The organism is Streptomyces filipinensis, assembly GCF_014649495.1.
GTDB classification, from domain to species: Bacteria; Actinomycetota; Actinomycetes; order Streptomycetales; family Streptomycetaceae; genus Streptomyces; species Streptomyces filipinensis.
On sequence record NZ_BMTD01000008.1, the window covers coordinates 245,447 to 267,941 of the forward strand.

Consider the following 22,495-nt stretch of genomic DNA (forward strand, 5'->3'; position numbering starts at 1 on the left):
CGGTAGGCGTGCGGGCTGGATTGTTGGCTTCAACCCTGATAAATCATCTTGTCATGGCCATGAAGGCGATTGAACTGCACAGTATCAATCGTTGGGAGGCGTCCTTCCTGCGCGAGGAGGTGGGCGGCTATTTCACCCACGGCATCGAGTGCAGGCCGGGCGCGACGGTACTCGACGTGGGCGCCAACATCGGTGTGTTCTCGGCGGCCGTCTATGAGCGGCTGGACGGGGACGTGCGGATCTACGCCTTCGAGCCGGTGCCGCCGCTCCACGCGACACTCGACCGCAATGCTCGCGAGTTCTTCAACGGACGTCTGACCGCGCTCCCTTACGGCCTTGCGTCCCGTGACGACGAGCTCGATTTCAGCTATGTTCCGGCCGCCACGATCTTCTCGTCCTCCTCACGGGATCAGGGAAACATCGAGGCTGAGCGGCGGCGGGTCACCGCGAGCGTCGTCGAAATGATCCGCCAGGGCGGCCTGGGACCGGTCCTGCGCCGCGTACCCGCTCCCCTCCTCACTCTTCTCGTCAGCCGCAAGCTGCGGGTGATGCGGCGGCTTGAGACGCACCGGGTGAAGGTCAGGGCCCTGTCATCAGTGCTCGACGAGCAGGGCATCGACCACATCGACCTGCTCAAGGTCGATGTGGAAGGCGCCGAGCTCGATGTGCTCAGAGGCGTCGAGGAACGGCATTGGCCGCTGGTCCGCCAGGCCGTCGTCGAGGTGGAGCGCTGGCAGCAGAACCACGGCACAGTCTGCGAGGTCCTCCGCACCCGCGGCTTCACGGTGAGCACCGAGCAGGATTCGGTGCAGCAGGCCGGCGACATCGGCATGGTGTTCGCGGTCAGGCCCTGACCACGCGCAGCGCCCCAGGCACAACACTCCAGACCGAGTTGCTCTCACGGCCGGGCTGTGCTTCGCCTACCGCGCCAGGGCCTGTCCGGTGGATCACTGACCGTGGCGGTGAGCCGGGGCAGTGATCCACCACGCGTGACCGGGAACGGGGCGTCAGGCCATGGAGAACTTGGCGACGTACTCCTGGAAGGGTTCGATGCCTGCTTCCGCACGGAGTTCGTCCATCCGCTCGGGCTCTTCACACGGCCAGGGAACCGGCGCCCCGTCCTTCACGCCGGCGATCTGAGTGCCGTAGATCTGCTTACGGCCCTCGTTGACCAGCGTGCGGTCGCGCAGGAAGGCCAGCTCGCGCGGGCTGGCCGAGCCTGCCGACACCGCCTGCCGCATCAGCCGGAGAGCGCGACGCTGGACGTCGAGCTGCCGGTCGGCGTGCTGGGCGATCAGCCAGGCAGCGCGTGCGGCCTCCTCGCCGACCAGTTCCGCCGTCGGCCAGCCGTACTCGTCCATGATCTCGCCGAGCCGGTCACCGTGCCGAGCGGTCAGCCGTCGCCACGCCAGCTGCTCGGCGGGGTCATCGCTGTTCGCGCCGAGTGCGGACCGGTGATCGGCCGCAGCCATGTCCGTGAGTTCCACCGCCAGTGCGGCAACGTCGTGCGCCACTCTCAACCCCCAGGTCAGATCCGTGCTTTGTGTCCGCCCGCAAGCCTAGAGGCGCAAATCGGGTGTAAGGATCATTCCGGAGAACGGTGACAGACGCCTCCCCGCACCGGGATAATGGATCTACCCCCGAAGCCAGAGCCGGATGGCTGCGACGCTCACGGCGCCCTGGAAGTGCACGCTTGTCGAACCTCGTGGCCACATCTGGGTAGACGCGGCTCGCGAGAATGCTTGCCGAAGGAATCGCAGTCGTAGACGCTCTCGGAGAAGGAGATCCTCACCCGCGAGCAGGAGGCCGAGCAGCGCATCGCGCACGCCGTCCACGCCCTCCCCGCGGCACGACGAGCCCTCGATGAACTCCCGGCCTCGGACCGAGCGCCACGGCGCACTCGGCCGAGGGGAACTCGCCGCCATGCCGGCCGGCTCCGCGCACGGCTGGACGACGGCACCTGGCTCGCACGCCTCGTCCCACGCGGCGTCACCCATGGCACCGAGTTCCCCGACGACGCGGCCGGTCGGCGCGCTCCATGGTCCGACGCGCTCCCCGAAGCACAGGCCTAACCCAGGAAGGTCAACCGGACCTGACGACTGGGGTTGTCCCTGTTCGTGTCGACCAGGCACACCGACTGCCACGTGCCCAGTTCCAGGCGGCCGGCGATAACCGGGAGGGTCGCGTGGGGCGGGACGATGGCGGGGAGGACGTGGTCGCGGCCGTGGCCGGGGCTGCCGTGCCGGTGCTGCCAGCGGTCGTCGGCGGGGAGCAGGGTGTGCAGGGCGGCGAGCAGGTCGTCGTCGCTGCCGGCGCCGGTCTCGATGACGGCGATCCCTGCGGTGGCGTGCGGGACGAAGAGATTGAGCAGTCCGTCGCGGCCGGCTGCCGCCTCCCGCAGGAAGTCCTCGCAGTCGCGGGTGAGGTCGACGACGCGTTCCCGGGAGCCGGTGGAGACGTTCAGCATTCGGGTGGTGAAGGCATCTGACATGCCCCCATCCTGACCCATACGCCGGGTTTCACACTCGGTGGCGCGGGCGTCCGCCAGGACGGGCGTTCCGCGAGGCGAGACGCCGTTGGCCATGGAGCGGTCATCTGGCCACGTTCGACCGCATGTTGCGAACAGCTCTGCTCACCACGCGCGGTGACATCGACCTGCTGCGGGTGGCCTTCGCCGCGCATCGCCGCGGCTGCTGACGCCTTTCCCGCTCCCCCGGCCTCCTCGCTCCACCGCCTCGACCGTCAGCCGCGCTTGATGCCGGCAGGACGTGGCGGCATCGAGCCCGCCGAGCCGCATCCCCCGTGCCCCTCTCCCCTCCCCCGCGGAGCGGCCGGCACCGACGGCAAGGGCGCCGTCCCGCTCGGCGTCGGTGACCAGGAGGGCGGTTCCGAGGCCATCCTGAGGACAAGCCGCTCGTCGCCTCCGAGCAGCAGATCGCCGACACCTTCACCGCCTTGAAGCTCATCCCCGAGAAGGGACGTCTTCGCGGCGTCCGGGGGCTTCCCCGGCTGTAGGCCCGCATTTGGAATGTACCGAGTTGTTCGCCGGTGTCGTCCAGGACGAGGCGTTCGGGCCGCTTGTCGTCTTCGGTCTCGTCGGTACGGCGACCGAGCTGCTCGCCGACCATGCCGCCCGGCTCGCGCCGCTGACTGATCTGGATGTACGTGACCTGCTCACCTCCCCGCGCTGCTTCCCCCTGCTGTTCGGCTACGGTGGCACACCCGCCACTGACCTCTCCACCAGTTGGCAGAGGCCGACCTCAACCCGGTGCTGGCCGGTCCGCACGGCGTCATGGTCCTCGACGCCCGCGTGCGGCTCGTACCGCGCCATCCCCACGACCCGTATCTGCGCCGGCTGCGCTGATCGACTCGGGCGCATGGGCCGAAAAGCCCTGACCGCGGTCCGGGCGGCCCGTTGGTGCCAGTGCCCGGGGTCGCGCACGCTGGGATCGACAGCCCGTGAAGGGAGCAGGTGCGATGACTTCCGCCACCACCATCACCACGGCTCTTGAGCCCGTACACCGCGAACGGCTGATGCGCCTCGCCCGTGAGATCTCCTTCGACGCCGGCGCCCGCCTGTTCGAGGAGGGTCACCGGGCCGATCGCTTCTGGATCGTGCGCACCGGCACTGTCGCCCTCGACCTGCACGTGCCCGGCCGCCGCCCCGCCGTCGTCGAAACGCTCGGACACGGCGAGTTGGTGGGGTGGTCCTGGCACTTCCCACCCCACGTCTGGCACCTCGGTGCCGAGGCGATGAGCCCGGTACGGGCCTGGGAGTTCGACGCGGAGGAGGTGCTCGCGATGTGCGCCGCCGACGCCGAGTTCGGCCGGGCGATAGCGGTGTGGGTGGGCCGTGTGGTCGCTCAGCGGCTGCACTCCTCGCGCGTCCGGCTGCTCGACCTCTATGCCCCGTACGGCAGCGGAAGCCTGGCCTGAACCACTGGAGGAGAGCATGGACAGCAGCCCGCACCGGGTGGGTGACGTGATGACGCGTGCCGCCGTAGCGGTGGGCCGCACGGCTCTGTTCAAGGACATCGTCGAGCGCATGGAGCAGTGGAAGGTCAGTGCCCTTCCCGTGCTGGAGGGCGACGGCCGGGTCATCGGAGTGGTTTCCGAAGCCGATCTGCTGCCCAAGGAGGAGTTCCGGGACAGCGACCCTGACCGGTTCACCCAGATGAGCCGGCTACCCGACCTCGCGAAGGCCGGGGCGGTGTGCGCCGAGGACCTGATGAGCACGCCGGCCGTCACCGTCCACGCGGACGCGACGCTCCCCGAGGCGGCGCGCATCATGGCGCTGCGGCACGTCAAACGGCTGCCCGTGGTGAGCTCCGAGGGCGTCCTCGAAGGCGTGGTCAGCCGCGGCGACCTGCTGAAGGTCTTCCTGCGCACGGACAACGAACTCGCCGACGAGATCCGCCGCGACATCGTCGACGTCCTCTTCCCGGCGCCGATCGAGCCCATACACGTGAGGGTCACCGACGGCGTCGCGACGCTGACCGGGCGCGTCGGGGAATCTGCTCGGGTCGACCTGGCCACGCGCCTGGTCCGGGGCGTAGAAGGGGTCGTGGGGGTGGACTGCCATCTCACCGCCGCCGACGCGGCATGACCCCGCACGCGGCATGGCCCCCCAGTGGCCCTTGGAGCCGGCGACAGCAGTCAAGGTGACCCATCGCGATGGCGGCCTGCGCGGCGAAGCCCTGCAACATCTTGGTCTCGTGGCCGGAGAACACCGGCCGACCGTCGCTCGCGAGCGGGGCGGCAGCCGAGAAGGCAAGGCCTATCAGGGGCCCGGACAGAGGCTCCACTCACCAGCGGACCGCTCCTCCGTGGTGGGCCGATCGGCCCACCTGACGGGACCGAGGGCACCTCCCCCGGCGCCCCCCGTGGTTCCAGGCTGGAGGGGCACCGAATCATCGCGGAGCCGAGGAGTGGCGTCATGGTCCGCTATGTGTACGACTTCCAGAGCGGCGGCCGCGACATGGCCGGCCTGCTCGGCGCAAGGGCGCGAACCTGGCCGAGATGAGTCGGCTGGGCCTGCCGGTGCCGCCGGGGTTCACCGTCTCCACCGAGGCCTGCCGTACTTTCCTGACTACCGGTGAGGAGCCCGCGGGCCTCTCGGCGGAGATCTCCCGGTACCTGTCGGCACTGGAGACAACCACCGGGCGGCTGCTCGGACAGCCGGACGACCCCTTGCTGGTCTCCGTCCGCTCCGGAGCCCGCTTCTCGATGCCCGGCATGATGGAGACCGTCCTGGACATCGGCCTCAATGACGAATCCGTACTCGGTCTGGCCAAGGTGTCCGGCAGTGAGCGCTTCGCCTGGGATTCCTACCGACGGCTCGTCCAGATGTACGGCACCACTGTGATGGGCGTCGACCCCGCCCTGTTCGACGAGGCCATGACTTTGCTGAAAGCGGCTCGCGACGCTTCCGACGACCTTCGTCTTGACGCGGGTGACCTGGCCTGGCTCGTGGAAACCTACAAGCGGCTGATCCGCGACGAGGCCGGCCGAGACTTCCCGCAGTCCCCGGCCGAGCAACTGCACGAGGCGATCCTCGCGGTTTTCCGGTCCTGGAACGCCGAGCGGGCCCGACTGTACCGGCGCCGCGAGCACATCCCGGACGACCTCGGGACCGCCGTCACCGTGCAGCGCATGGTGTTCGGCAACCTCGGTCCTGACTCCGGCAGCGGCGTCGCCTTCACCCGCGACCCGGCCACCGGGCGCCCGGGCCTGTACGGCGACTACCTGCCCAACGCCCAGGGCGAGGACGTGGTCTCCGGCGTACGGGACGCTGTAGCGCTGGCCGAGCTGGAACACCTCGACCCGGTCTCCTACCGGCGGCTGCGCGACCACGCGCAGACGTTGGAGCGGCACTACCGCGACCTGTGCGACATCGAGTTCACCATCGAGCGCGGGACGCTGTGGATGCTGCAGACCCGGGTGGGCAAGCGCACGGCCGAAGCGGCGTTCGCCATTGCCGCCGAGTTGGTGGAGGAGGGACTCATCAGCGCGGACGAGGGCCTGGCGCGGGTGAGCGGCGACGGGCTCGCACGGCTCATGTTCCCCCGTTTCGACAGCGCCGCCACCGGTGAGCCGCTCGCCCATGGCGTGCCGGCCTCGCCGGGGGCCGCGGTGGGCGCGGCGGTGTTCGATTCGGCGGAGGCCGTACGGCGTGCCGCCACCGGCGAGAAGGTGGTCCTCGTCCGCGAGGAGACCACCCCCGACGACCTGCCCGGCATGGTCGCCGCGCAGGCGGTGCTGACCGGCCGGGGCGGAAAGACCAGCCATGCGGCCGTCGTCGCCCGCGGCATGGGCAAGGTGTGCGTGTGCGGCGCCCAGGACATCGCCGTCAACGGCGGGGCACGGCGCTTCACCACTCGGGACGGCACCGTCATCGAAGAGGGCACGGTCGTTTCGGTGGACGGCTCCGCCGGTGTCGTGTACTTGGGGCCGGTCCCCTTGGTCGCTTCCGCGGCCATGCGCTACTTGGAGAGCGGCGAGCAGGCCGACAGCGTGGTCTGCGCGGTGGGCCGGGCCCTGGATCACGCCGACGCCGTACGGAGGTTGGAGGTTCGGGCCAACGCCGACACCCCCGAGGACGCGGCGCGCGCCCGGCGCTTCGGGGCCCAGGGCATCGGGCTGTGCCGCACCGAGCACATGTTCCTCGGCGAACGGCGCAAGCTGGTCGAGGACATGATCGTCGCCCGTACGGACACGGACCGCGACCAGGCGCTGGCTGCCCTCCTTCCGCTGCAGCGGAAGGACTTCACAGGCCTTCTTCGGGCCATGGACGGGCTGCCGGTCACCATCCGGCTTCTCGACCCGCCACTGCACGAGTTCCTGCCCGAGCGCACCGGTCTTGCCGTGCGCATCGCCGCGATCGAAGCCGCCGGCGGACAACCGGAGCCTCACGACGTGGAGTTGCTCGACGCGGTGAACCGGATGCACGAGGAGAACCCGATGCTCGGCCTGCGGGGCGTGCGGCTGGGACTGGTGGTTCCGGGGCTGGTCACCATGCAGGTGCGGGCGATCGCCGAGGCGGTCGTCGAGCGCACCCGCGCGGGTGGCTCACCGCAGGCGGAGATCATGGTGCCGCTCGTCGGCGCCGTCGAGGAACTCCGGCTCGCCCACGAAGAGGTCACACGCGTCCTGGCCGAGGTCGGCGGGGAGACCGGCGTGACCGTCCGGTGTCCGGTCGGCACGATGATCGAGCTGCCCCGAGCCGCGCTCACGGCGGGCCGTATCGCCGAGGAGGCGGAGTTCTTCTCCTTCGGCACCAACGACCTCACCCAGACCACCTGGGGCTTCTCCCGCGACGACGTGGAAGCGGCCTTCTTCTCCGCCTATCTCGACAAGGGCGTCTTCGCCGCCTCACCGTTCGAGACACTCGACCGCGAGGGTGTGGGCCGGCTGGTCCGGATCGCGGTCGAGGAGGGCCGTGCGGCGCACCCGGGACTGGAGACAGGCGTCTGCGGTGAACACGGCGGCGACCCGGAGTCGATCCACTTCTTCCACGCCACGGGCCTGGACTACGTGTCCTGCTCCCCGTTCCGGGTCCCGGTGGCCCGTCTGGAGGCCGGCCGGGCGACGCTGACCGGCATGGACGCGAGTGACAGCAGGTGAGGGGGACGTCCGACCCCTCACCCGACCCTCATGGCACTGGAGAGCACATGCATCATGGCCGACGGTGGGAGCAGGAGGCCCCGTTCCCTGTGTGTCGCTCCACCCGCATCACACCCGACCGTCCAAGGACCGACTGGAGTCGGTGGCGGGACAGTTACTCATCTGAGAAGAAGCAGCCCATGACCCGCAAACACGCTCCCACGAACCGGCGCATCGAGCTGGACCCTGCCGAGGCGCTGCGGTTGCTGGGCAGCGTGCCGCTGGGCAGGGTCGTCTTCACCCGGCAGGCACTGCCCACGGTCCGGCCGGTCAACCACGTCCTGGACAGCGGGGACATCGTCATACGCACCCATGAGGGCGTGGCGCTGACGGCCCGTGCCGAGGAGGCCGACGACACGGGCGTGGTCGTCGCCTACGAGGCCGACGCCATCGACCCGGACACCCACCTCGGCTGGAGCGTCGTCGTCACCGGTTATGCCCACCTGGTCACCGATCCGGCCGAACTGGCGCGCATCCGGGACTTGTTGCAGCCCTGGGCGCCTGTCGAGGGCATGGACCAGGCGGTACGCATCCGCCCCGAAGTGGTCGCGGGTGTCCGCCTGACGGAGGCGGGCGCGACCACGACGTCATCCAGCTGAGCCGACCCCGGCCGGACGGTTCCGAACGGCTCGTTTCCGGAGCGGTGGGCCGTCGTGGCTCGGGCCCGGTCCGGGTGGCCCGTCAGGAGGGCCTCTCGGCCTCTGTGAGCGCGGCACTTACGGAGTCACCCTCAAAGGAGTCATCGCGACGTGGAGGTGTCCGTTATGAGCACCGGCAAACGGCTGTGGCGATGGCGGAGCAGTCCACTGCGGCGGCGCGAGGACGTCATCGAGGCCTGGATCGTCCTCGCAGTCTGGCTGGTCGTGGTGGTCTGTGGCGGCGTTGCCGCACTCGTCACGGACCGCAGCGCCGAGCACGAGTTCGCGCAGCAGCGCGCCCACCGGCATCCCGTCAGCGCTGTCCTGCTCTCCGACGCTCGGCACGGCGTCACCGCGGACTGGTCGACGGACGGCCGTGTCCAGGGACCCGTGCGCTGGAAGGCCCCCGACGGCTCCGCTCGCACCGGGCGCACGCTGGTGGACGGCGGCTTGAAGGCCGGGGCTCGGGTGACGGTGTGGCAGGACGACCGGGGCCGGCTCAGTCCGTCGCAGCCGACGGGCCGGGGTGAGGGTCATGTCGAAGCCGCGCTCTTCGGCGCCGCGGCGGCCCTCGCCGTCGCAGCCCCGGCCTTCGGCGCGGGCGCCGTCGCGCGAGCGCGGCTCGACCGGCGCCGCATGGCCCGTTGGGACCAGGAGTGGGATCTGGTGGGACCGCGGTGGGGCCCCAGGATGGGCTGATCCGCAGCGCCAGAGGCCCGCATCGGGCCTGCTGACCGGACACAGCGGGTCCTCGGCACGCGACTCGGGATCGAGGCGAGGTTCATGGACGTGACGCTGCCCCTCGGCCGGATCGCCGGTGTGCGGGTCGGCCTGAACTGGAGTGTCCTGGTCATCGTCGCCCTGGTGACCGTCGCTCTTGCGCACAGTGAGTTCCCGTCCGCCCACCCCGGCCATTCCGCCCTGCTGTACTGGGCTCTGGCACTGTTGGCGGCGATCGTCTTCCTCGCCTCGCTGCTGGCGCACGAGCTGGCGCACGCCGTGGTCGCCCGCCGCAACGGCGTGCAGGTCGACGGCATCACCCTGTGGATGCTGGGCGGCGCCGCTCGTCTGCACAGCGAGGCACCCACTCCGGGCGCCGAGCTGCGCATCGCCGCCGTGGGTCCGCTCACCAGTCTGCTCGCCGGTGGTGTCTTCGCCGGCATCGCCGCCGGGCTGCACGCGTTGCACGCGTCCGGGCTCGTCGTCGAGGCGGTCGTATGGCTGTCCGCGATCAACGTCATGCTGGCCGTCTTCAACGCGCTGCCGGCCGCCCCGCTCGACGGGGGACGGCTGCTGCGGGCGTACCTGTGGCACCGCACCGGCGACCGGCTGCGGGCCACTCGCGGGGCGTCGGCGGCGGGCCGGGGACTGGGCTGGTTCATGGTGCTGACCGGGTTCGCGGCAGTGTGGTTCGGGCACAGTCTGTCCGGCCTGTGGCCCGCGCTGATCGGCTGGTTCCTGATCGGTGCGGCGACCACGGAGGCTCGCCAGGCCGAGCTGCGGAGTGTGCTGGGCGGTGTCCCGGTCCGTCGCGTCATGACCCCGAACCCGGTCACCGTGCCGGACACCGCGACCCTCGGCGACATCCTGGCCGAGGGCCCCTTCGGCCCCTACCGCCACTCGGCCTTCCCGGTGCTGGCGGCCGACGGCTCGGTGGCCGGTCTGCTCACCGTGCGACGCGTCGAGGCGACGCCGGTCCAGGCTCGTACGAGCACGACGGTCCGGGAAGCGATGCGTCCGCTCGCCGAGATCATCACGGCCGCGCCCCAGGAGCCGATGCTCGACTTGCTGCCACGGCTGGAGGCCAGCCCCGTACGCCGCGCGGTGGTCCTCGACGAAGGGCGCCTCGTCGGCATCGTCACCGTCGCCGACATCACCCGTGCCCTGGCCTGGCCGAGCGGGCCCACCCAGGCGCAGCCGCACACCGCCGCCCCGCGTGTCACGAAGGAAGCGTGACGGACACGATGGCGGGCACCGTCCGGGTCATCACACTGCCCGGAGACCGCGTCGAGGCAAGTCACCCGCAGGCGCCAGGCGTTCGCCGTCGCGGTATGCGGCGCACACTGGCGGCCCCTCTGACGCCGATCGCACCTGAAGTGCTCATCGGTCCTCTTCCGGCACCGACCGCCGCTCGGCGAGGCGATCCGGACTCCCGGCCCGGGCTCATTCGGGCTCCGGTACGACCGCCACCGGGCAGGCCGCATGGTGCAGCACGCCGTGGGCGACTCGGCCGAGTTGGAGCCCGAAGGGGCCTTGGCGTCGTCGGGCACCGACGACGAGCAGGTCGGACTCACGGGACACCGCGATCAGGGCGTCCCGTGCGTAACCCTCGACCGTACGCCGCTGTACCTCCAACTCGGCCGGGGCGTCCCGCAGCGCCCCTTCCACCAGTTCCGCCGCCTGCGCCTCCTCCAGGTGGGCGGGTCCGCCGACCATCAGGGGATGTGCGGTCGGCTCGTGCAGTGGTCGGCGCCAAGCGCGTACGGCTTCCAGCGGGACCCGGCGCAGCATGGCCTCCTCGATCGCGAATCGTGCCGCGGCCGAACCCGCCGGCTTCTCTCCCACCCCGAGAACGATGCGGCCGTGTGTCCCTGCGCGTGCCTGGTTGTCGTGGCTTCCACGGAGCACGATCACCGGGCAGTGGGCGTGTCCCGCCACGGCGACACTGACCGAGCCGAGGAGGGCCGCCGTCACCCCGCTGCGGCCACGGCAGCCCAGCACCATCGCGAGGGCGCTGCGACTCTCGCGTACCAGGCCGTACTCCGGTTCTTCGGGCAGCACATCGGTGGTGACCTTCACACCTGGTTGCCGGTGACGGGCCCGTCGCTCGGCGGTCCGGACGATGTCCTCGGCCATCACCTCTTCGGACGGCTTACCGAGATCGGTGGCCATGGAAGCGCCCTCGTAGCGCTCCCAGAGCGAGGCGTACACCAGTCGGAGCGCCGCCCCGCGCAGGGCGGCCTCGTCGGCAGCCCAGCCCACGGCCCGCAAGCTCGGCTCTGAGCCGTCGACGCCGACGACCAGGGGAAGCTCCAGAGGCTCCCCATAGGCGTGTACGGCTGATGCACTCATGGTTTCTCCTTCTCCGGAGCGGAAGTCAGCTGTGCGCGACGACCGCGACGGGAGCGGCGATGTGGTGCAGGGCGGAGTGGGCGACATGGCCGATACGGGCACCGAACGACCTGGTACGGATGCGCCGGCCGACGACCACCAGGGAGGCGTCACGGGAGTCGTTGACGAGAACCTGCGCGGCGCTGCCGCACCGGCTGGCCTCGATCACCTCGACGTCAGGAAACTTCTGCCGCCAGGAATGCAGCACCTTGCTCAGGAGGGTGGCCTGTCCGCGTTCGAGCGAATCGTAGAGTTCGGCGTCGCCGGCGAAACGGTAGAAGGAGGTCGGCGGCTCGGGCCAGGCGTGGACGACCCGAAGGGTGGCTTTCCGCCGCGCGGCGGCGTCGAAAGCGAACTGCAGCAAGGTGTCGTCCGCTTGGTCGGTGTCGAGCCCCAGCACGACGGGCCGGAAGGGCGCCGCAGCGGACGGCACACCCGCCGGATCCATCTCGTGCTCGTCGGCGGCCTGCTCCCCCGCCCGCACCAGCACCACCGGCCGCTCGGCGCGGGCGACCACGCCCAGGCTCACCGAGCCCACCATGAACCCCTCCAGTCCACCGAGGGCCCGCGAGCCCAGGACCAGCAGCTCGGCAAAGCCCGCCGCCTCGCACAGGACGTCGGCCGGGGTCCCGGTCAGCTGCTCGGTGATCACCTCGATGCCCGGGTGGCGGAGCCGGATGCCGTCCGCGGACTCGCTTGTCACCCGCTCTGCCCAGTGCCGGTAAGTGTCGGGATCCAGCAGTGGAGTCCGGGCCACGAACCTGGGAGTCGGCTCGGAGACGTACATGATCTTGAGGGGCAGGTCGCGCAGCAGCGCTTCTCGCGCCGCCCACTCGGCCGCGGCCCGGCTCTCGGGCGAGTCGTCGACACCTACGGTGACGGTGCGGGACATGGTCTCCACCTCCCGGGACGAAGGTTCCGACACCAGCGTGGCGTCGCGGTGCCGAGACGATCAGGGGCCACCCGGCCCCATCAGGGCCCGACCGACCCTCTGCGAACGGGAAGCGATCTGCTGTGGCCCGAAGCCGCACGGGCCGGTCCGAGGGCCGTGCGGCCCCTGGCACTGCCGCTGTCCCCGGGCACACCCTGGAAGGAGCCGGACACCTCATCGAGGCCCTCACGGAGTCACCATGTACGGCACCCGTCAAATCGTCAGCGACGTGATGACCGAGACGGTCGCCGCCGTCGGCCGCCGTGCCCCCTTCAAGGAGATCGTGCAGCTGATGCAGGACTGGCAGGTCAGCGCCCTGCCCGTGATCGAGGGCGAGGGCCGGGTGGTCGGCGTGGTCTCCGAAGCCGACCTGCTGCCCAAGGAGGAACTGCGGGACGACCCCGACGCGGGCTACCTCCAGCTGCGACAGCCCGTCGATGTGGCGAAGGCCGGCGCCCTCACGGCCGACGACCTCATGTCGTCCCCCGCCGTCACGGTCAGGGCCGGCGCCACCCTCGCCGAGGCCGCGCGCATCATGGCGCACGAAGGGGTCAAGAGGCTGCCCGTGGTGGACGACGCAGGGCTGCTGGCCGGTGTCGTCAGCCGGGCCGATCTGCTCAAGGTCTTCCTGCGCGACGACGAGGACATCGCCGAGGAGGTGCGGCGGGAGATCGCCTCGTACCTCTTCCCGCCGCCGTCGGCCGTCCACGTGGAGGTGCACGACGGGGTCGTGACGCTCACCGGACGGCTCCCCGACACCGCCCTCGTGCCCGTCGCAGCCCGGCTGATCAGGGCTGTCGAAGGGGTGGTGGACGTGGAGTTCGACCTCGCTCACCACACCGCTGTGCGGTAACCGGAGGCGATATCGTCGTGGTGACTGGGTCCGGTCGGCCCTCGTGCGACCGCCGGTGACGATCGGCTCCTGAGGCAGTCGGCAGTCTGCCATCGTCCGCGAAACGTGGGATCGCCATGACCGAGATGCGGACCTTCAGCGAGCAGCCCCGATCCACGTGTTCCTGCTCGACGATCACGAGGTCGTACGGCGTGGCCTTGCCGCCCTCCTCGACGCGGAACCCGACATCAGCGTCGTCGGCGACGCGGACACCGCCGAACACGCGCTGGTCCGGGGCTTCGCCCTGCGCCCCCACGTGGCCGTTCTCGACGTCCGTGCCGGCGGAACCGGCCGGCCTCTCTCCCCGGGAAAGGGGAGTGCAGCGCCGGGTCCAGGCGGCCGTTCTCGCCTCCCACCTCGACCAGCCAAACCCCCACCTGCACGCTTCCCACCATGCCGGGAGGCCAGATCCCCCGGTGATCGGATGAGAGCGGGCGAACTCAGTCGGCGCTGAGCAGGTTCTTCACCTCGATGACGTCGGCGATCCCCTCGACCTCCGCCACGAGTCGGGCCATCGTCGCCGACGGCAGCCTCCCGGTCAGCTCCACGATCCCGTCGTGCACGGTGACGGCCACGCTCTCCCGGTCAGCCGGTGGGCAGCAGGCTTCGAGCGTGACCTGAACTTCCGCCCGGATACCGGAATCATCCCTGATCAGCGCCTGCAACAACGCGTCACGACGCACGACGCCCACGAGTCGGCCGTTGCGATCGGTGACGGGCATGCGCTTCACCCGGGACAACGCGGCGAGCCAGGCGGCCTCGGCCACCGTCGTGCCCGGCAGTACCGTGATCGCGGGACTCGTCATCAGGTCGGCGGCCGTCTCGCCCCGGGCCTTGTCGTGCATCCGGCGTTCGCGCAGTCTGCCGATGCGTCCGGGCCGGTGACCGGAGGCCTCGAACGCGACCTTGGCCAGCAGATCGGACTCCGAGACGACGCCGACGACATGGTCAGTGGTGTCCACGACCGGGAGCGCGCCCACCTGCTCGCGGGCCAGCAGCCGGGCGATGTCGCGATACGCCTGGTCCTCGCAGAGGGAAGCGGCGGGCACGTCCATCACGTCCCGCACCAGTGTCATACCTGGTTCCTGCGGGGAGCCTGGCCGGCGCGTGGGCGTCACGGTCGACGGTGCCCGCTCCTCGGTGTCCGCGTGCTCGGCCGCACTGCCGGAGTGCTTGGCCGCGGCCGAGGCGACCGCACCCAGGTAGCGGAGCAGCATGTCCTGTCGAGCCGTTTCTCCCGGGCTCCAGGCACGTGCGGAGACACCGTGCCGGGCATCGGCCCCCGCGCGGAGGTTCTCGTGCGCGTTCACAGCGGCCTCCTGACTCCGTCGAGTCGCCTACCGTCCCAGTCTCCCGTTCTCGCCGCCCGTGCCAAGAGCCGAACGGCCCTGGTGGAACGACGTAAGGGCCCTATCCGGTGCGGGGTGGGCCGGGAACGGTGAAACTGGAGGAGCACCGACCGGCAGGAGGCTGCCGATGAGCCTGCGGGACTTCCTGGAGCGGTTCCGTCCGGCGGGGGCGCCGGGGGCGTCCGCAACCGGCGTGCCTGGCGACCGCATGGCGGAGCGCGCGGCGGAACTGGAGCCTGCCCTTGCTCGGCTGACGGATGTTCAGCAGCAGGTGGCACGGATCCGGGCCGCCGCGGAGGAGACGGCAGAGGCCCTTCGACGGAACGCCGTACGGGAGGCGGAACATCTCCTGGCGGACGCGCGGGAACAGGCTCCAGAGGTTCGCCGGCAGGCCGCGGAACCCCTCCTCCGAGAAGCCCGGCAGGAGGCCGACGCGCTGCGCGCAGCCGCAGATCGTACGGCCTCGGCGATCCGCGAGCGGACCAGGGAACGCATGCCGCACCTGGTGGACCTCGCCGTGGCCGATGCCATGAGACTGGCGAGCGGGACGGTGAAAGAGCCGTGAAGGCCGGCTGGGTCGCCGGAGCGGTGCGGGCGCAAGCCCTCGTCGCACGGTATCCGGGCGCCGACGGGGCACGAGAGATCGCGCGCGGTCCGACGCTCGACGACGCCCTGCGGCACCTCGCCACGACGCCGTACGCACGGTACACGCGCACGACCGTGGGCCTTCCCGATGCTCAGCGGGCGGTGGCCGCCGGCCTCCTGTGGCATCTGCGGGTACTGGCCGGATGGCTGCCGCCCGGCGGCGCTCACCTGCTGGTTCCGCTCGCGTCGGGATTCGAGATCGCCAACGTGGTGTCCCGGTTGCCGGCACCGGAAGGTCGGCGCACCGAGGCACCGGAGCCGTACCGGCTGGGTGCCCTGGAGACGGCCTGGCGGAGCCTGGAGCGTGCCGGGACGCTCGCGGAACTGCGGGCGGCGCTCGCCGCGTCGCCTTGGGGTGACCCGGGCGACGACACTCCGTGGGCCCTGGTCACAGGCATGCGCATGGCCGCAGCGCGGCGCACCGCCGTGTCCGTCCCGCCCGCACAGCGCTGGGCTCAGGGCCGTGCGGTCCTGCTGGCCGCGCGAGAACTCTTCGTGCACCACCGTCCTCTCACGGAGTCCGTGCGTCGCGATGCGGCACGGCTGCTCGGGACACGGGCGTCGGCAGCCTCGTCCTACCGGGAGTTCCGCGACAGCCTTCCCTCAGCCGCCCGATGGGTCCTGGCGGACATCGACGAGCCCGGTGAGCTGTGGCGGGCCGAGACCCGCTGGTGGCGGACGGTACAGACCGAGGGCGCGGCGATGCTGCGGCAAGGCCAGTACGGGCCCGCGGTCGTCGTCGGCGCGGTCGCGTTGTTGTCCGTGGACGCGTGGCGGGTGCGGGCCGCGCTGGAGTCCGCGGCACGGGGTGGACGGCCCGGAGAGGCGTTCGATGCCCTGGTCTGAGGCGATGACACCGGTCCGGATGCGCCGTGTGGCGGTGGTCGTACCGCAGACGGGCCTGCGAGACGCGCTGGTGCGGATCGCCGAGGAGGGCTGCGTGGAACTGGACCGCGCCGAGGAGGCGGCGCCGGGGGCGGCGGCCGTGCGACTGCAGCGGTTGCGTGGGCAGGGAACGACGTCCGAGTCCGAGAGCGCCGCTCCGGCTGTACTGGCCGTCACGGCGCCCGATCTCGACATGCTCGGCCATCGGCGCCAGGTCGCCCTGCTGGCCGGTGAGGCCCAACTGGAGGAGCGTGCGCAGGGCGCCGTACGGCAGGGGGAGGTGGCCGCGCTGGCCGGATGGTGCCCGGCCGCCGAGGTACCGCGCGTCGCGGACCGACTGGCCGCGGCGGGCGGCGCGCTGTTGCCGTTGCCCCTGCCGCGCGGCACGGATCCGCCGACGCTGCTGCGCTCGGGCCGGGCCGCCTCCTTCACCCCCCTGGTGTCGACGTACGGCACACCGGCCTACGCGGACCTCGACCCCTCGTGGCCTGCCGGCCTGGTCTATGTCGTGATGTTCGGGATCATGTTCGGTGACGTGGGGCACGGGGCGCTGCTGATGCTCGGCGCGCTCGCCCTGCGCCTCGGGTGGCCCCGCCCCTTGGCGCGTTTCACCCGGCTGTGGCCGTTCCTGGCGGGCGCGGGAGCCGCCGCCATGGTCGCGGGCACCGCCTACGGCGAGTTCTTCGGGCCGACCGGGCTGCTGCCGGTGCTGTGGCTGAGCCCCCTGGACGCGCCCGCCCGGCTGCTGGCCGCCGCAGTGGTCTTCGGGGCCGGTCTGCTGGTGCTCGCGCATGCCGCGGGCGCGGTGAACCGCGTGCGGGAGAACGGCTGGGCCGTGGGCCTGTACGCGGCTTCCGGCTGTGCCGGGCTGCTGTTCTACCTGGGGCTCGCACTGGCCGCAGCAGGCCTGCTCCTGCACTGGCGGGCCTTGGCAGTGGCCGGGGCTGCGTGCGCCGCGGCCGGGCTGGCGCTGGTGGCCTTCGGCTTGTTCCGGGTAACGGCGGGCGGCGGCGCGGGAGTCGCCGAGACGGTGGTGCGGCTGTTCGACGTCGTCGTGCGTACCGGCACCAACACCCTGTCGTTCGCCCGGCTCGCGGCCTTCGGTCTCACCCATGCCGCGCTCGCCGACCTGGTGTGGCGCGGCACCACGGCCCTGTCAGGGCACGGCGCCGGCGGTGTCGCGGGCGCCGCTGTGCTGTTCGGCGTGGGCACGGCCGTCTCCTTCGGCCTGGAGGCCCTGGTGGCGGGCGTGCAGGCCTTGCGGCTGGAGTTCTACGAGCTCTTCTCCCGGCTCTTCGAGACCGAGGGCCGCCCGTTCTGTCCCTGGCACGTTCCCCGGGCGGAACCTGCCGACCCCGCTGCGAAGGTGATCGCATGCTCACCTGGCTGATCGTCCTGCCGGTCCTGGTCTCGGTGCTCGGTGCCGTCCGGTTGCTGCGGCGGCGCCGGACCAGACACGCATTCCGCTGGCTCCTGGCCACGAACCTCGCTCTGCTGGGCGGCGCCCTGGTCGTCCTGGGCACGGCGCTGACGGGGCCCGCACAGGCTTCGGCGCGGGCCGCCACATCCGGTGGGGTCAACGGATCCGCCTTGATCGGTGCGGCCGTCGCGGTGGCCGGAGCGTCGATCGGAGCCGCGATAGCCGTCGCCTACACGGGAGCCGCGGCACTGGCAGCGCTGAGCGAACGACCGGAGATGTTCGGCCGCGCCATGGTGATCGTCGGCTTGGCGGAAGGCATCGCCGTGTACGGGCTCGTCGTCGCGATCCTGCTGATCGGAAGGGCCTGACGATGGGTACGGTGGCCGCCATCGGCGCACGGACCAGCGTGTGCGGACTGGCGCTTGCCGGGGTCGACGTCCTCGTGGCGGAGGCCCCGGACGCCGTTCGCAGGGCCTGGCGGACGTTGCCCGGCACGGTCGGCCTGGTGATCCTCACTGCCGAGGCCGCCGATGTTTTGGGGGACGCGGCGACGGCGCCGGCACCGACCCGGCCGTTGACGGTGGTGATGCCCTCGTGACCGCGCCGGTTGATGAGCTGGACCCCGTCCGCGCCGAGCTGCTGCGCGCGGCACGAGCCGCTGCCGAGGCCACCCTGGACCATGCACGCACCGGCGCGGCCGACACCCTGCTCGCAGCCCGCACCGCGGCTGAAACAGTGCTCGCGCAGGCCCGCCGGCTTGGCGAGGCCGACGGCGCCGAAGAGGCCGACCGGGAACGGGTGCGGGCCGCGCAGGAGGCCTGGGAGACGGAACTCGTGGTCCGCGCCGAGGTCTACGCGGCCCTCAGGGCCGAGGTCCGACGGGGCGTGCGCCGGGCGCTGGCTCGGGAGGGTGTGGCTGCCCGGTCACACCTTGCTGACGTGGCACGGGCCGCACTGGGCCCGGAGGCAGAGATCACGGCCTCCGCTCAAGGTGGGGTGACGGCCGAAACACCTGGCCGCCGAGTCGATCTGTCGGCGGACGCCCTTGCCGACGGTGCGCTGGACCGGTTGGGGGTGCGGGCCGAGACGCTCTGGGGACCGCCATGATCACGCCTGGCGCCCCAGGGCCTGACCGGTTCGGGGCGGGCGCGCTTGCACACGTCGCGGGCGGTGCCCCGGCCGCCGACCGGGCTGATCGCCTCCACATCCTCCGTGTGGCCGGCTCCCTCGTGGAGATCGCCTGCCCGCCCACGGTCGCCATGCACGATCTCGTCCTGCTGGGCAGCGCCGGCCTGCCGGGCGAGGTGGTCGCCATCCACGGGGACACCGCCTCCGTCCAGGCATACGAGTACACCGGCGGGTTGGCGCCCGGACACCCGGCGGATCCTCAAGGGCGGCCGCTGACGGTGCGGCTGGGCCCGGATCTGCTCGGTGGGGTGTTCGACGGCCTCCTGCGCCCTCTGGGGTGCGCAGGCGATCTTCTGACGACGAGCGGGCCGGCGACCACCGAGGCGGCTGCGTGGCCGTTCACGCCCCGGGTGGTACGAGGGGAAAGGGTCGGGGCCGGTGACGTCCTCGGGGACGTCGGCGCGCGTGTCCCACTGCGGCTTCTGGTGCCCCCGGACCTGTCGGGCGAGGTGACACGGATCGCGTCGGCGGGCGCGTACCCCTCGGACGCCCCGCTCGCCGTCGTAGGCGGAGACGAAGTGCGCATGGCTCAGTCGTGGCCGGTGCGCAAGCCGCGGCCGGTTGCACGGCGCCTGCCGGCGGACGCACCACTGAACACCGGGCAGCGTGCCGTCGACCTGCTCTTCCCCGTGGCGCGCGGCAGCACGGTGGCCGTCCCAGGCGGTTTCGGCACGGGCAAGACCATGCTGCTGCAGCAGATCGCCAAGTGGTGCGACGCGGACGTGATCGTCTACGTCGGCTGCGGCGAGCGCGGAAACGAAATGGCGGACGTCATCGAGGAGTTGGCGGAGCTGACCGATCCACGGACCGGTGGCCGGCTGGCGGAGCGGACCGTGACGATCGCGAACACCTCGAACATGCCGATGATGGCACGCGAGGCGAGTGTGCACACGGGCGCGACCGTGGCGGAGTACTTCCGCGACATGGGCCTTGACGTCGTCCTCATCGCCGACTCGACCTCCCGGTGGGCGGAGGCGCTGCGCGAGTTCGCCTCCCGCATGGGCGAGTTGCCCGCCGAGGAGGGCTATCCGGCTTCGCTCGCCTCCCAACTGGCCGCGTTCTACGAGCGGGCGGCGGCCGTTCGTACGCAGGGCGGCGCGACGGGGTCCGTCACGGTGATCGGTGCCGTGTCTCCGCCGGGCGGCGACCGCACCGAGCCCGTCACGGCCCACACCGAACGGTTCGTGCGGTGTCTGTGGAGCCTGGACCGCGACCTCGCCTACGCACGGCACTATCCGGCCGTGTCCTGGTCGGAGTCGTTCTCCCGGGACGCCGCCGCGCTGTCGGCCGCGCACGCGCGCGCCGGTGACCCCGGGTGGGCCGAGCGGCGCGGGCGCGTCGCGCGGCAGCTGGCCGAGGCGGACCGGCTGGCCGACCTCGTCGAGCTGGTCGGCATCACCGCCCTGCCGCCCCGGGAACGGATCAGTGTGCTCGCCGGGCGGCTGCTGCGCGAGGCCGCGATCCAGCAGAGCGCGCTGTCCCCGGCGGACGCCTACAGCGCCCCCGCGAAGACGGCCGCTCTGGTGGACGCCGTGCTGACCGTGGTCGACCGTTGCCTGGAGGTGGTGGACGCCGGTACCCAGGCCGAGGTCGTCGAGGCGGTCGACTTCAGCCCGTTGCTGCGGGCACGCGAGGCGGCGGGCCCCGCGGAGACAGCCCCGGTGACGGCGGCCCGCGACACCGTGCTGGCCCGGCTCGCGGAGACAGCGTGAGCGGCCCGGTGGAGGTCGAGTACACGGGCGTGCGCGAACTGCGCGGTCCGCTCGTGGTCGTCGAAGGCGTGAGCGGGGTGGGCTGGGACGAGTTCGCCACGATCGTGCTCGACTCCGGTGAACGGCGACACGGGCTGGTCCTGGAGGTGGACCGCGACCTCGCGGTGGTCCAGGTTCTGGAGGACACGGCCGGCATGAACCGCACCGGCACCCGTGTCGCCTTCTCGGGGTCGCCGATGCGGATCCCGGTCGGTGCCGGTTGGCTGGGGCGGGTGGGCAACGGGCGCGGCGAACCGGCCGACGGTGGACCGCCGGTGCTGGGCGGGTCGTACGAGGCGGTCGGCGGCGCGCCGATCAACCCGGTACGCCGGGAACCGCCGAACGACCCGGTGCTCACCGGGGTGGGCGCTGTGGATGTGCTGACCACGCTGGTGCGGGGACAGAAGCTGCCGGTGTTCTCGGCCGCCGGGCTGCCGCACCTGGAACTGGCCGTGCAGATCGCGGCCCAGGCGACCTGTGGGGGTGAGCCGTTCGCCGTCGTGTTCGCCGGGATGGGGCTCACCCACGCCGACACGGCGTTCGTCCGTGACGGGCTGGCCGCGCGTTCCGCGGCACGGGAACTCGTCCTGTTCCTCAACACCGCCGACGACCCGGTGATCGAGCGGCTGCTCACTCCGCGACTCGCCCTGACCGTCGCCGAACACCTGGCGTTCGCCCAGGGCCGCCACGTTCTGGTGGTGATGACGGACATGACGGCCTACTCGGAGGCACTGCGCGAGGTGTCCGCCGCACGTGGCGAGATACCGGCACGGCGTGCCTACCCCGGCTACCTCTACAGCGACCTGGCCTCCCTCTACGAGCGCTGCGGCAGAATCAGGGGCCGCCCGGGGTCGCTCACCATCCTGCCGGTGCTCACCATGCCCGCCGGCGACATCACCCACCCCGTCCCCGACCTCACCGGCTACATCACCGAAGGCCAGATCGTGCTGTCCGCCGATGTCCAGGCGGCCGGCACGTATCCGCCCGTCGATCCGCTGGCCTCGCTGTCGCGTCTGATGCGGAAGGGAACCGGGGCAGGACGCACCCGTGCCGATCATCCGGCCGTCGCCGCACAGCTGATCGCAGCGCTGGCCCGGTCCCGGCAGGTCGCGGAACTCGCCGACCTGATCGGCCGTGCCGCGCTCAGTCCGACCGATCTGCGCCACCTGGAGCTCCAGGACGCCTTCCGGGACCGCTTTCTCCCGCAGGGCACCGACGAGGACCGGTCGTTGGACGATTCCCTGGATCGGGCCTGGGAGGTGCTGCTGACCCTGCCGCGCAGCCAACTCGGCATGCTTCCGGCCGACCTGCTCGACACCCACGCTCCACCGCGGCGCGAGGAACGGAGATGAGTCCGCAGGGACGCCGCGTCGCGGCAGGGCGGGCCGGGCGCCTCCGGCTGCGCCGCGGTCTCGCCACGGCGCTGCGCGGAGCGGACCTGCTCGAACGCAAACTCCGGCTCCTGCTGGACCGCGAGCGCACGGCACGCCGGGCTGCGGAGGACGCGCGCCGGGTGTGGGAGGAGAAGCTGGCCGACGCGGACACATGGCTGCTGCGCGGGGTGCTGCTCGGAGGCGAACGCGCGCTTGCCGAGGCGGCGCCCGCTGACCGGGCTCGCGTCGACATCCGGTGGGCCGCGCTGATGGGCGTACGCCACCCGGCGGCCGTGGAGTGCGCAGCGCCCATACGCTCCCCGGCGGAGCCGACCCCCTCCAACACCGCGCTCGCCCACGCCGAAACGGCCTCCCGCGCCGCGGTCCGCGCGGCGGCGGAACTCGCCGTCCATCAGGCAGCCGCCGACCTGCTCGCCGCCGAGGCCGAACGGACACGGCAGCGAGTCCGTGCCCTCCGCAGACACTGGATCCCCCGCCTGCGGGCCGAACTGGACGCTGTGGAACTGGCGTTGGAGGAGGCGGAACACGAGGAAGCGGTACGACGCCGCTGGGCCGCCACCCGCACGGACCGATGATGTCTGCGCCACGGCTCACCGACAGCGGGCCCGGACAGGGCCCGCCGGACCTCA

Annotated in this window: 21 protein-coding genes and 3 pseudogenes; 19 read left to right on the forward strand and 5 right to left on the reverse strand. The window is 71.8% G+C overall.

The annotated features are described in order from the left end of the window. The first annotated feature begins 53 nt into the window (after positions 1-53). Positions 54-854, forward strand: a complete 801-nt coding sequence (locus tag IE244_RS19930) for an FkbM family methyltransferase (protein ID WP_191874906.1) — start codon at positions 54-56, stop codon at positions 852-854. 153 nt (positions 855-1,007) lie between these two features. Here the strand turns inward: IE244_RS19930 and IE244_RS19935 are convergent, their stop codons facing one another. Both IE244_RS19935 and IE244_RS19940 read right to left on the reverse strand, forming a co-directional pair. After that, a complete protein-coding gene (locus IE244_RS19935) occupies positions 1,008-1,514 on the reverse strand; it encodes a DUF6624 domain-containing protein (RefSeq protein ID WP_191874907.1) in 507 nt (168 codons plus the stop codon). A 554-nt stretch (positions 1,515-2,068) separates the two neighbouring features. Further along, on the reverse strand, positions 2,069-2,491 hold the full coding sequence (locus IE244_RS19940; protein ID WP_191874908.1) for a secondary thiamine-phosphate synthase enzyme YjbQ: 423 nt from the start codon (positions 2,489-2,491) through the stop codon (positions 2,069-2,071). Between the two features lie 541 nt (positions 2,492-3,032). Here IE244_RS19940 and IE244_RS19945 point away from each other — a divergent pair. The 7 genes and pseudogenes from IE244_RS19945 to IE244_RS19975 form a co-directional block, all read left to right on the forward strand. Continuing rightward, positions 3,033-3,364, forward strand: a pseudogene (locus IE244_RS19945) (acetate--CoA ligase family protein); the annotation flags it as partial. 113 nt (positions 3,365-3,477) lie between these two features. Beyond that, positions 3,478-3,936 (forward strand): cyclic nucleotide-binding domain-containing protein, encoded by a 459-nt coding sequence (locus IE244_RS19950; RefSeq protein ID WP_191874909.1) that lies wholly within the window; start codon positions 3,478-3,480, stop codon positions 3,934-3,936. 16 nt (positions 3,937-3,952) lie between these two features. Then, a complete protein-coding gene (locus tag IE244_RS19955; protein ID WP_191874910.1) occupies positions 3,953-4,606 on the forward strand; it encodes a CBS domain-containing protein in 654 nt (217 codons plus the stop codon). A gap of 330 nt (positions 4,607-4,936) precedes the next feature. Further along, a pseudogene (gene ppdK, locus IE244_RS19960) lies at positions 4,937-7,623 on the forward strand (pyruvate, phosphate dikinase). A 179-nt stretch (positions 7,624-7,802) separates the two neighbouring features. Beyond that, positions 7,803-8,261 (forward strand): pyridoxamine 5'-phosphate oxidase family protein, encoded by a 459-nt coding sequence (locus IE244_RS19965; RefSeq protein WP_191874911.1) that lies wholly within the window; start codon positions 7,803-7,805, stop codon positions 8,259-8,261. A 165-nt stretch (positions 8,262-8,426) separates the two neighbouring features. Beyond that, the gene (locus IE244_RS19970; RefSeq protein WP_191874912.1) at positions 8,427-8,999 is read left to right on the forward strand and encodes an Rv1733c family protein; all 573 of its coding nucleotides are present in this window, start codon (positions 8,427-8,429) and stop codon (positions 8,997-8,999) included. Positions 9,000-9,083: 84 nt separating this feature from the next. After that, entirely contained in the window at positions 9,084-10,256 is a 1,173-nt protein-coding gene (locus tag IE244_RS19975; protein ID WP_191874913.1) for a site-2 protease family protein, read from the forward strand. A gap of 207 nt (positions 10,257-10,463) precedes the next feature. On the opposite strand, the gene IE244_RS19980 is transcribed toward IE244_RS19975, so the two are convergent. Beyond that, entirely contained in the window at positions 10,464-11,372 is a 909-nt protein-coding gene (locus IE244_RS19980) for a universal stress protein (protein WP_191874914.1), read from the reverse strand. 25 nt (positions 11,373-11,397) lie between these two features. Further along, positions 11,398-12,303 carry a universal stress protein gene (locus IE244_RS19985; RefSeq protein ID WP_191874915.1) on the reverse strand — a complete coding sequence of 302 codons (906 nt, stop codon included), beginning with the start codon at positions 12,301-12,303 and terminating at the stop codon, positions 11,398-11,400. Between the two features lie 238 nt (positions 12,304-12,541). On the opposite strand from IE244_RS19985, the gene IE244_RS19990 reads away from it, so the two are divergent. Both IE244_RS19990 and IE244_RS42075 read left to right on the forward strand, forming a co-directional pair. Continuing rightward, positions 12,542-13,195, forward strand: a complete 654-nt coding sequence (locus IE244_RS19990) for a CBS domain-containing protein (RefSeq protein WP_191874916.1) — start codon at positions 12,542-12,544, stop codon at positions 13,193-13,195. 116 nt (positions 13,196-13,311) lie between these two features. Then, a pseudogene (locus IE244_RS42075) lies at positions 13,312-13,511 on the forward strand (response regulator transcription factor); the annotation flags it as partial. Between the two features lie 163 nt (positions 13,512-13,674). Here IE244_RS42075 and IE244_RS19995 read toward each other — a convergent pair. Beyond that, a complete protein-coding gene (locus IE244_RS19995; protein ID WP_191874917.1) occupies positions 13,675-14,544 on the reverse strand; it encodes a CBS domain-containing protein in 870 nt (289 codons plus the stop codon). A 166-nt stretch (positions 14,545-14,710) separates the two neighbouring features. Here IE244_RS19995 and IE244_RS20000 point away from each other — a divergent pair, with 166 nt between their 5' ends. The 9 genes from IE244_RS20000 to IE244_RS20040 all read left to right on the forward strand — a co-directional run bounded on the left by IE244_RS20000 (position 14,711) and on the right by IE244_RS20040 (position 22,441). Then, the gene (locus IE244_RS20000) at positions 14,711-15,148 is read left to right on the forward strand and encodes a hypothetical protein (RefSeq protein WP_229854226.1); all 438 of its coding nucleotides are present in this window, start codon (positions 14,711-14,713) and stop codon (positions 15,146-15,148) included. After that, the gene (locus IE244_RS20005) at positions 15,145-16,074 is read left to right on the forward strand and encodes a hypothetical protein (RefSeq protein WP_191874918.1); all 930 of its coding nucleotides are present in this window, start codon (positions 15,145-15,147) and stop codon (positions 16,072-16,074) included. The genes IE244_RS20000 and IE244_RS20005 overlap by 4 nt, the downstream gene beginning before the upstream one ends. Further along, on the forward strand, positions 16,061-17,503 hold the full coding sequence (locus IE244_RS20010) for a V-type ATPase 116kDa subunit family protein (RefSeq protein ID WP_229854227.1): 1,443 nt from the start codon (positions 16,061-16,063) through the stop codon (positions 17,501-17,503). The genes IE244_RS20005 and IE244_RS20010 overlap by 14 nt, the downstream gene beginning before the upstream one ends. Next, entirely contained in the window at positions 17,488-17,901 is a 414-nt protein-coding gene (locus IE244_RS20015; RefSeq protein ID WP_191874919.1) for an ATP synthase subunit C, read from the forward strand. The genes IE244_RS20010 and IE244_RS20015 overlap by 16 nt, the downstream gene beginning before the upstream one ends. Positions 17,902-17,903: 2 nt before the next feature. Further along, a complete protein-coding gene (locus IE244_RS20020) occupies positions 17,904-18,131 on the forward strand; it encodes a V-type ATP synthase subunit F (protein WP_229854228.1) in 228 nt (75 codons plus the stop codon). Further along, positions 18,128-18,640, forward strand: coding sequence for a hypothetical protein (locus tag IE244_RS20025; RefSeq protein ID WP_191875024.1), 513 nt, complete (start codon positions 18,128-18,130; stop codon positions 18,638-18,640). The genes IE244_RS20020 and IE244_RS20025 overlap by 4 nt, the downstream gene beginning before the upstream one ends. Positions 18,641-18,747: 107 nt before the next feature. After that, entirely contained in the window at positions 18,748-20,433 is a 1,686-nt protein-coding gene (locus IE244_RS20030) for a V-type ATP synthase subunit A (RefSeq protein ID WP_229854229.1), read from the forward strand. Beyond that, complete coding sequence (locus tag IE244_RS20035) at positions 20,430-21,824, forward strand: V-type ATP synthase subunit B (protein WP_191874921.1); 1,395 nt, start codon at positions 20,430-20,432, stop codon at positions 21,822-21,824. Before IE244_RS20030 ends, IE244_RS20035 begins: the two co-directional genes overlap by 4 nt. Further along, complete coding sequence (locus IE244_RS20040; RefSeq protein WP_229854230.1) at positions 21,821-22,441, forward strand: V-type ATP synthase subunit D; 621 nt, start codon at positions 21,821-21,823, stop codon at positions 22,439-22,441. The genes IE244_RS20035 and IE244_RS20040 overlap by 4 nt, the downstream gene beginning before the upstream one ends. Positions 22,442-22,495: the final 54 nt, after the last annotated feature.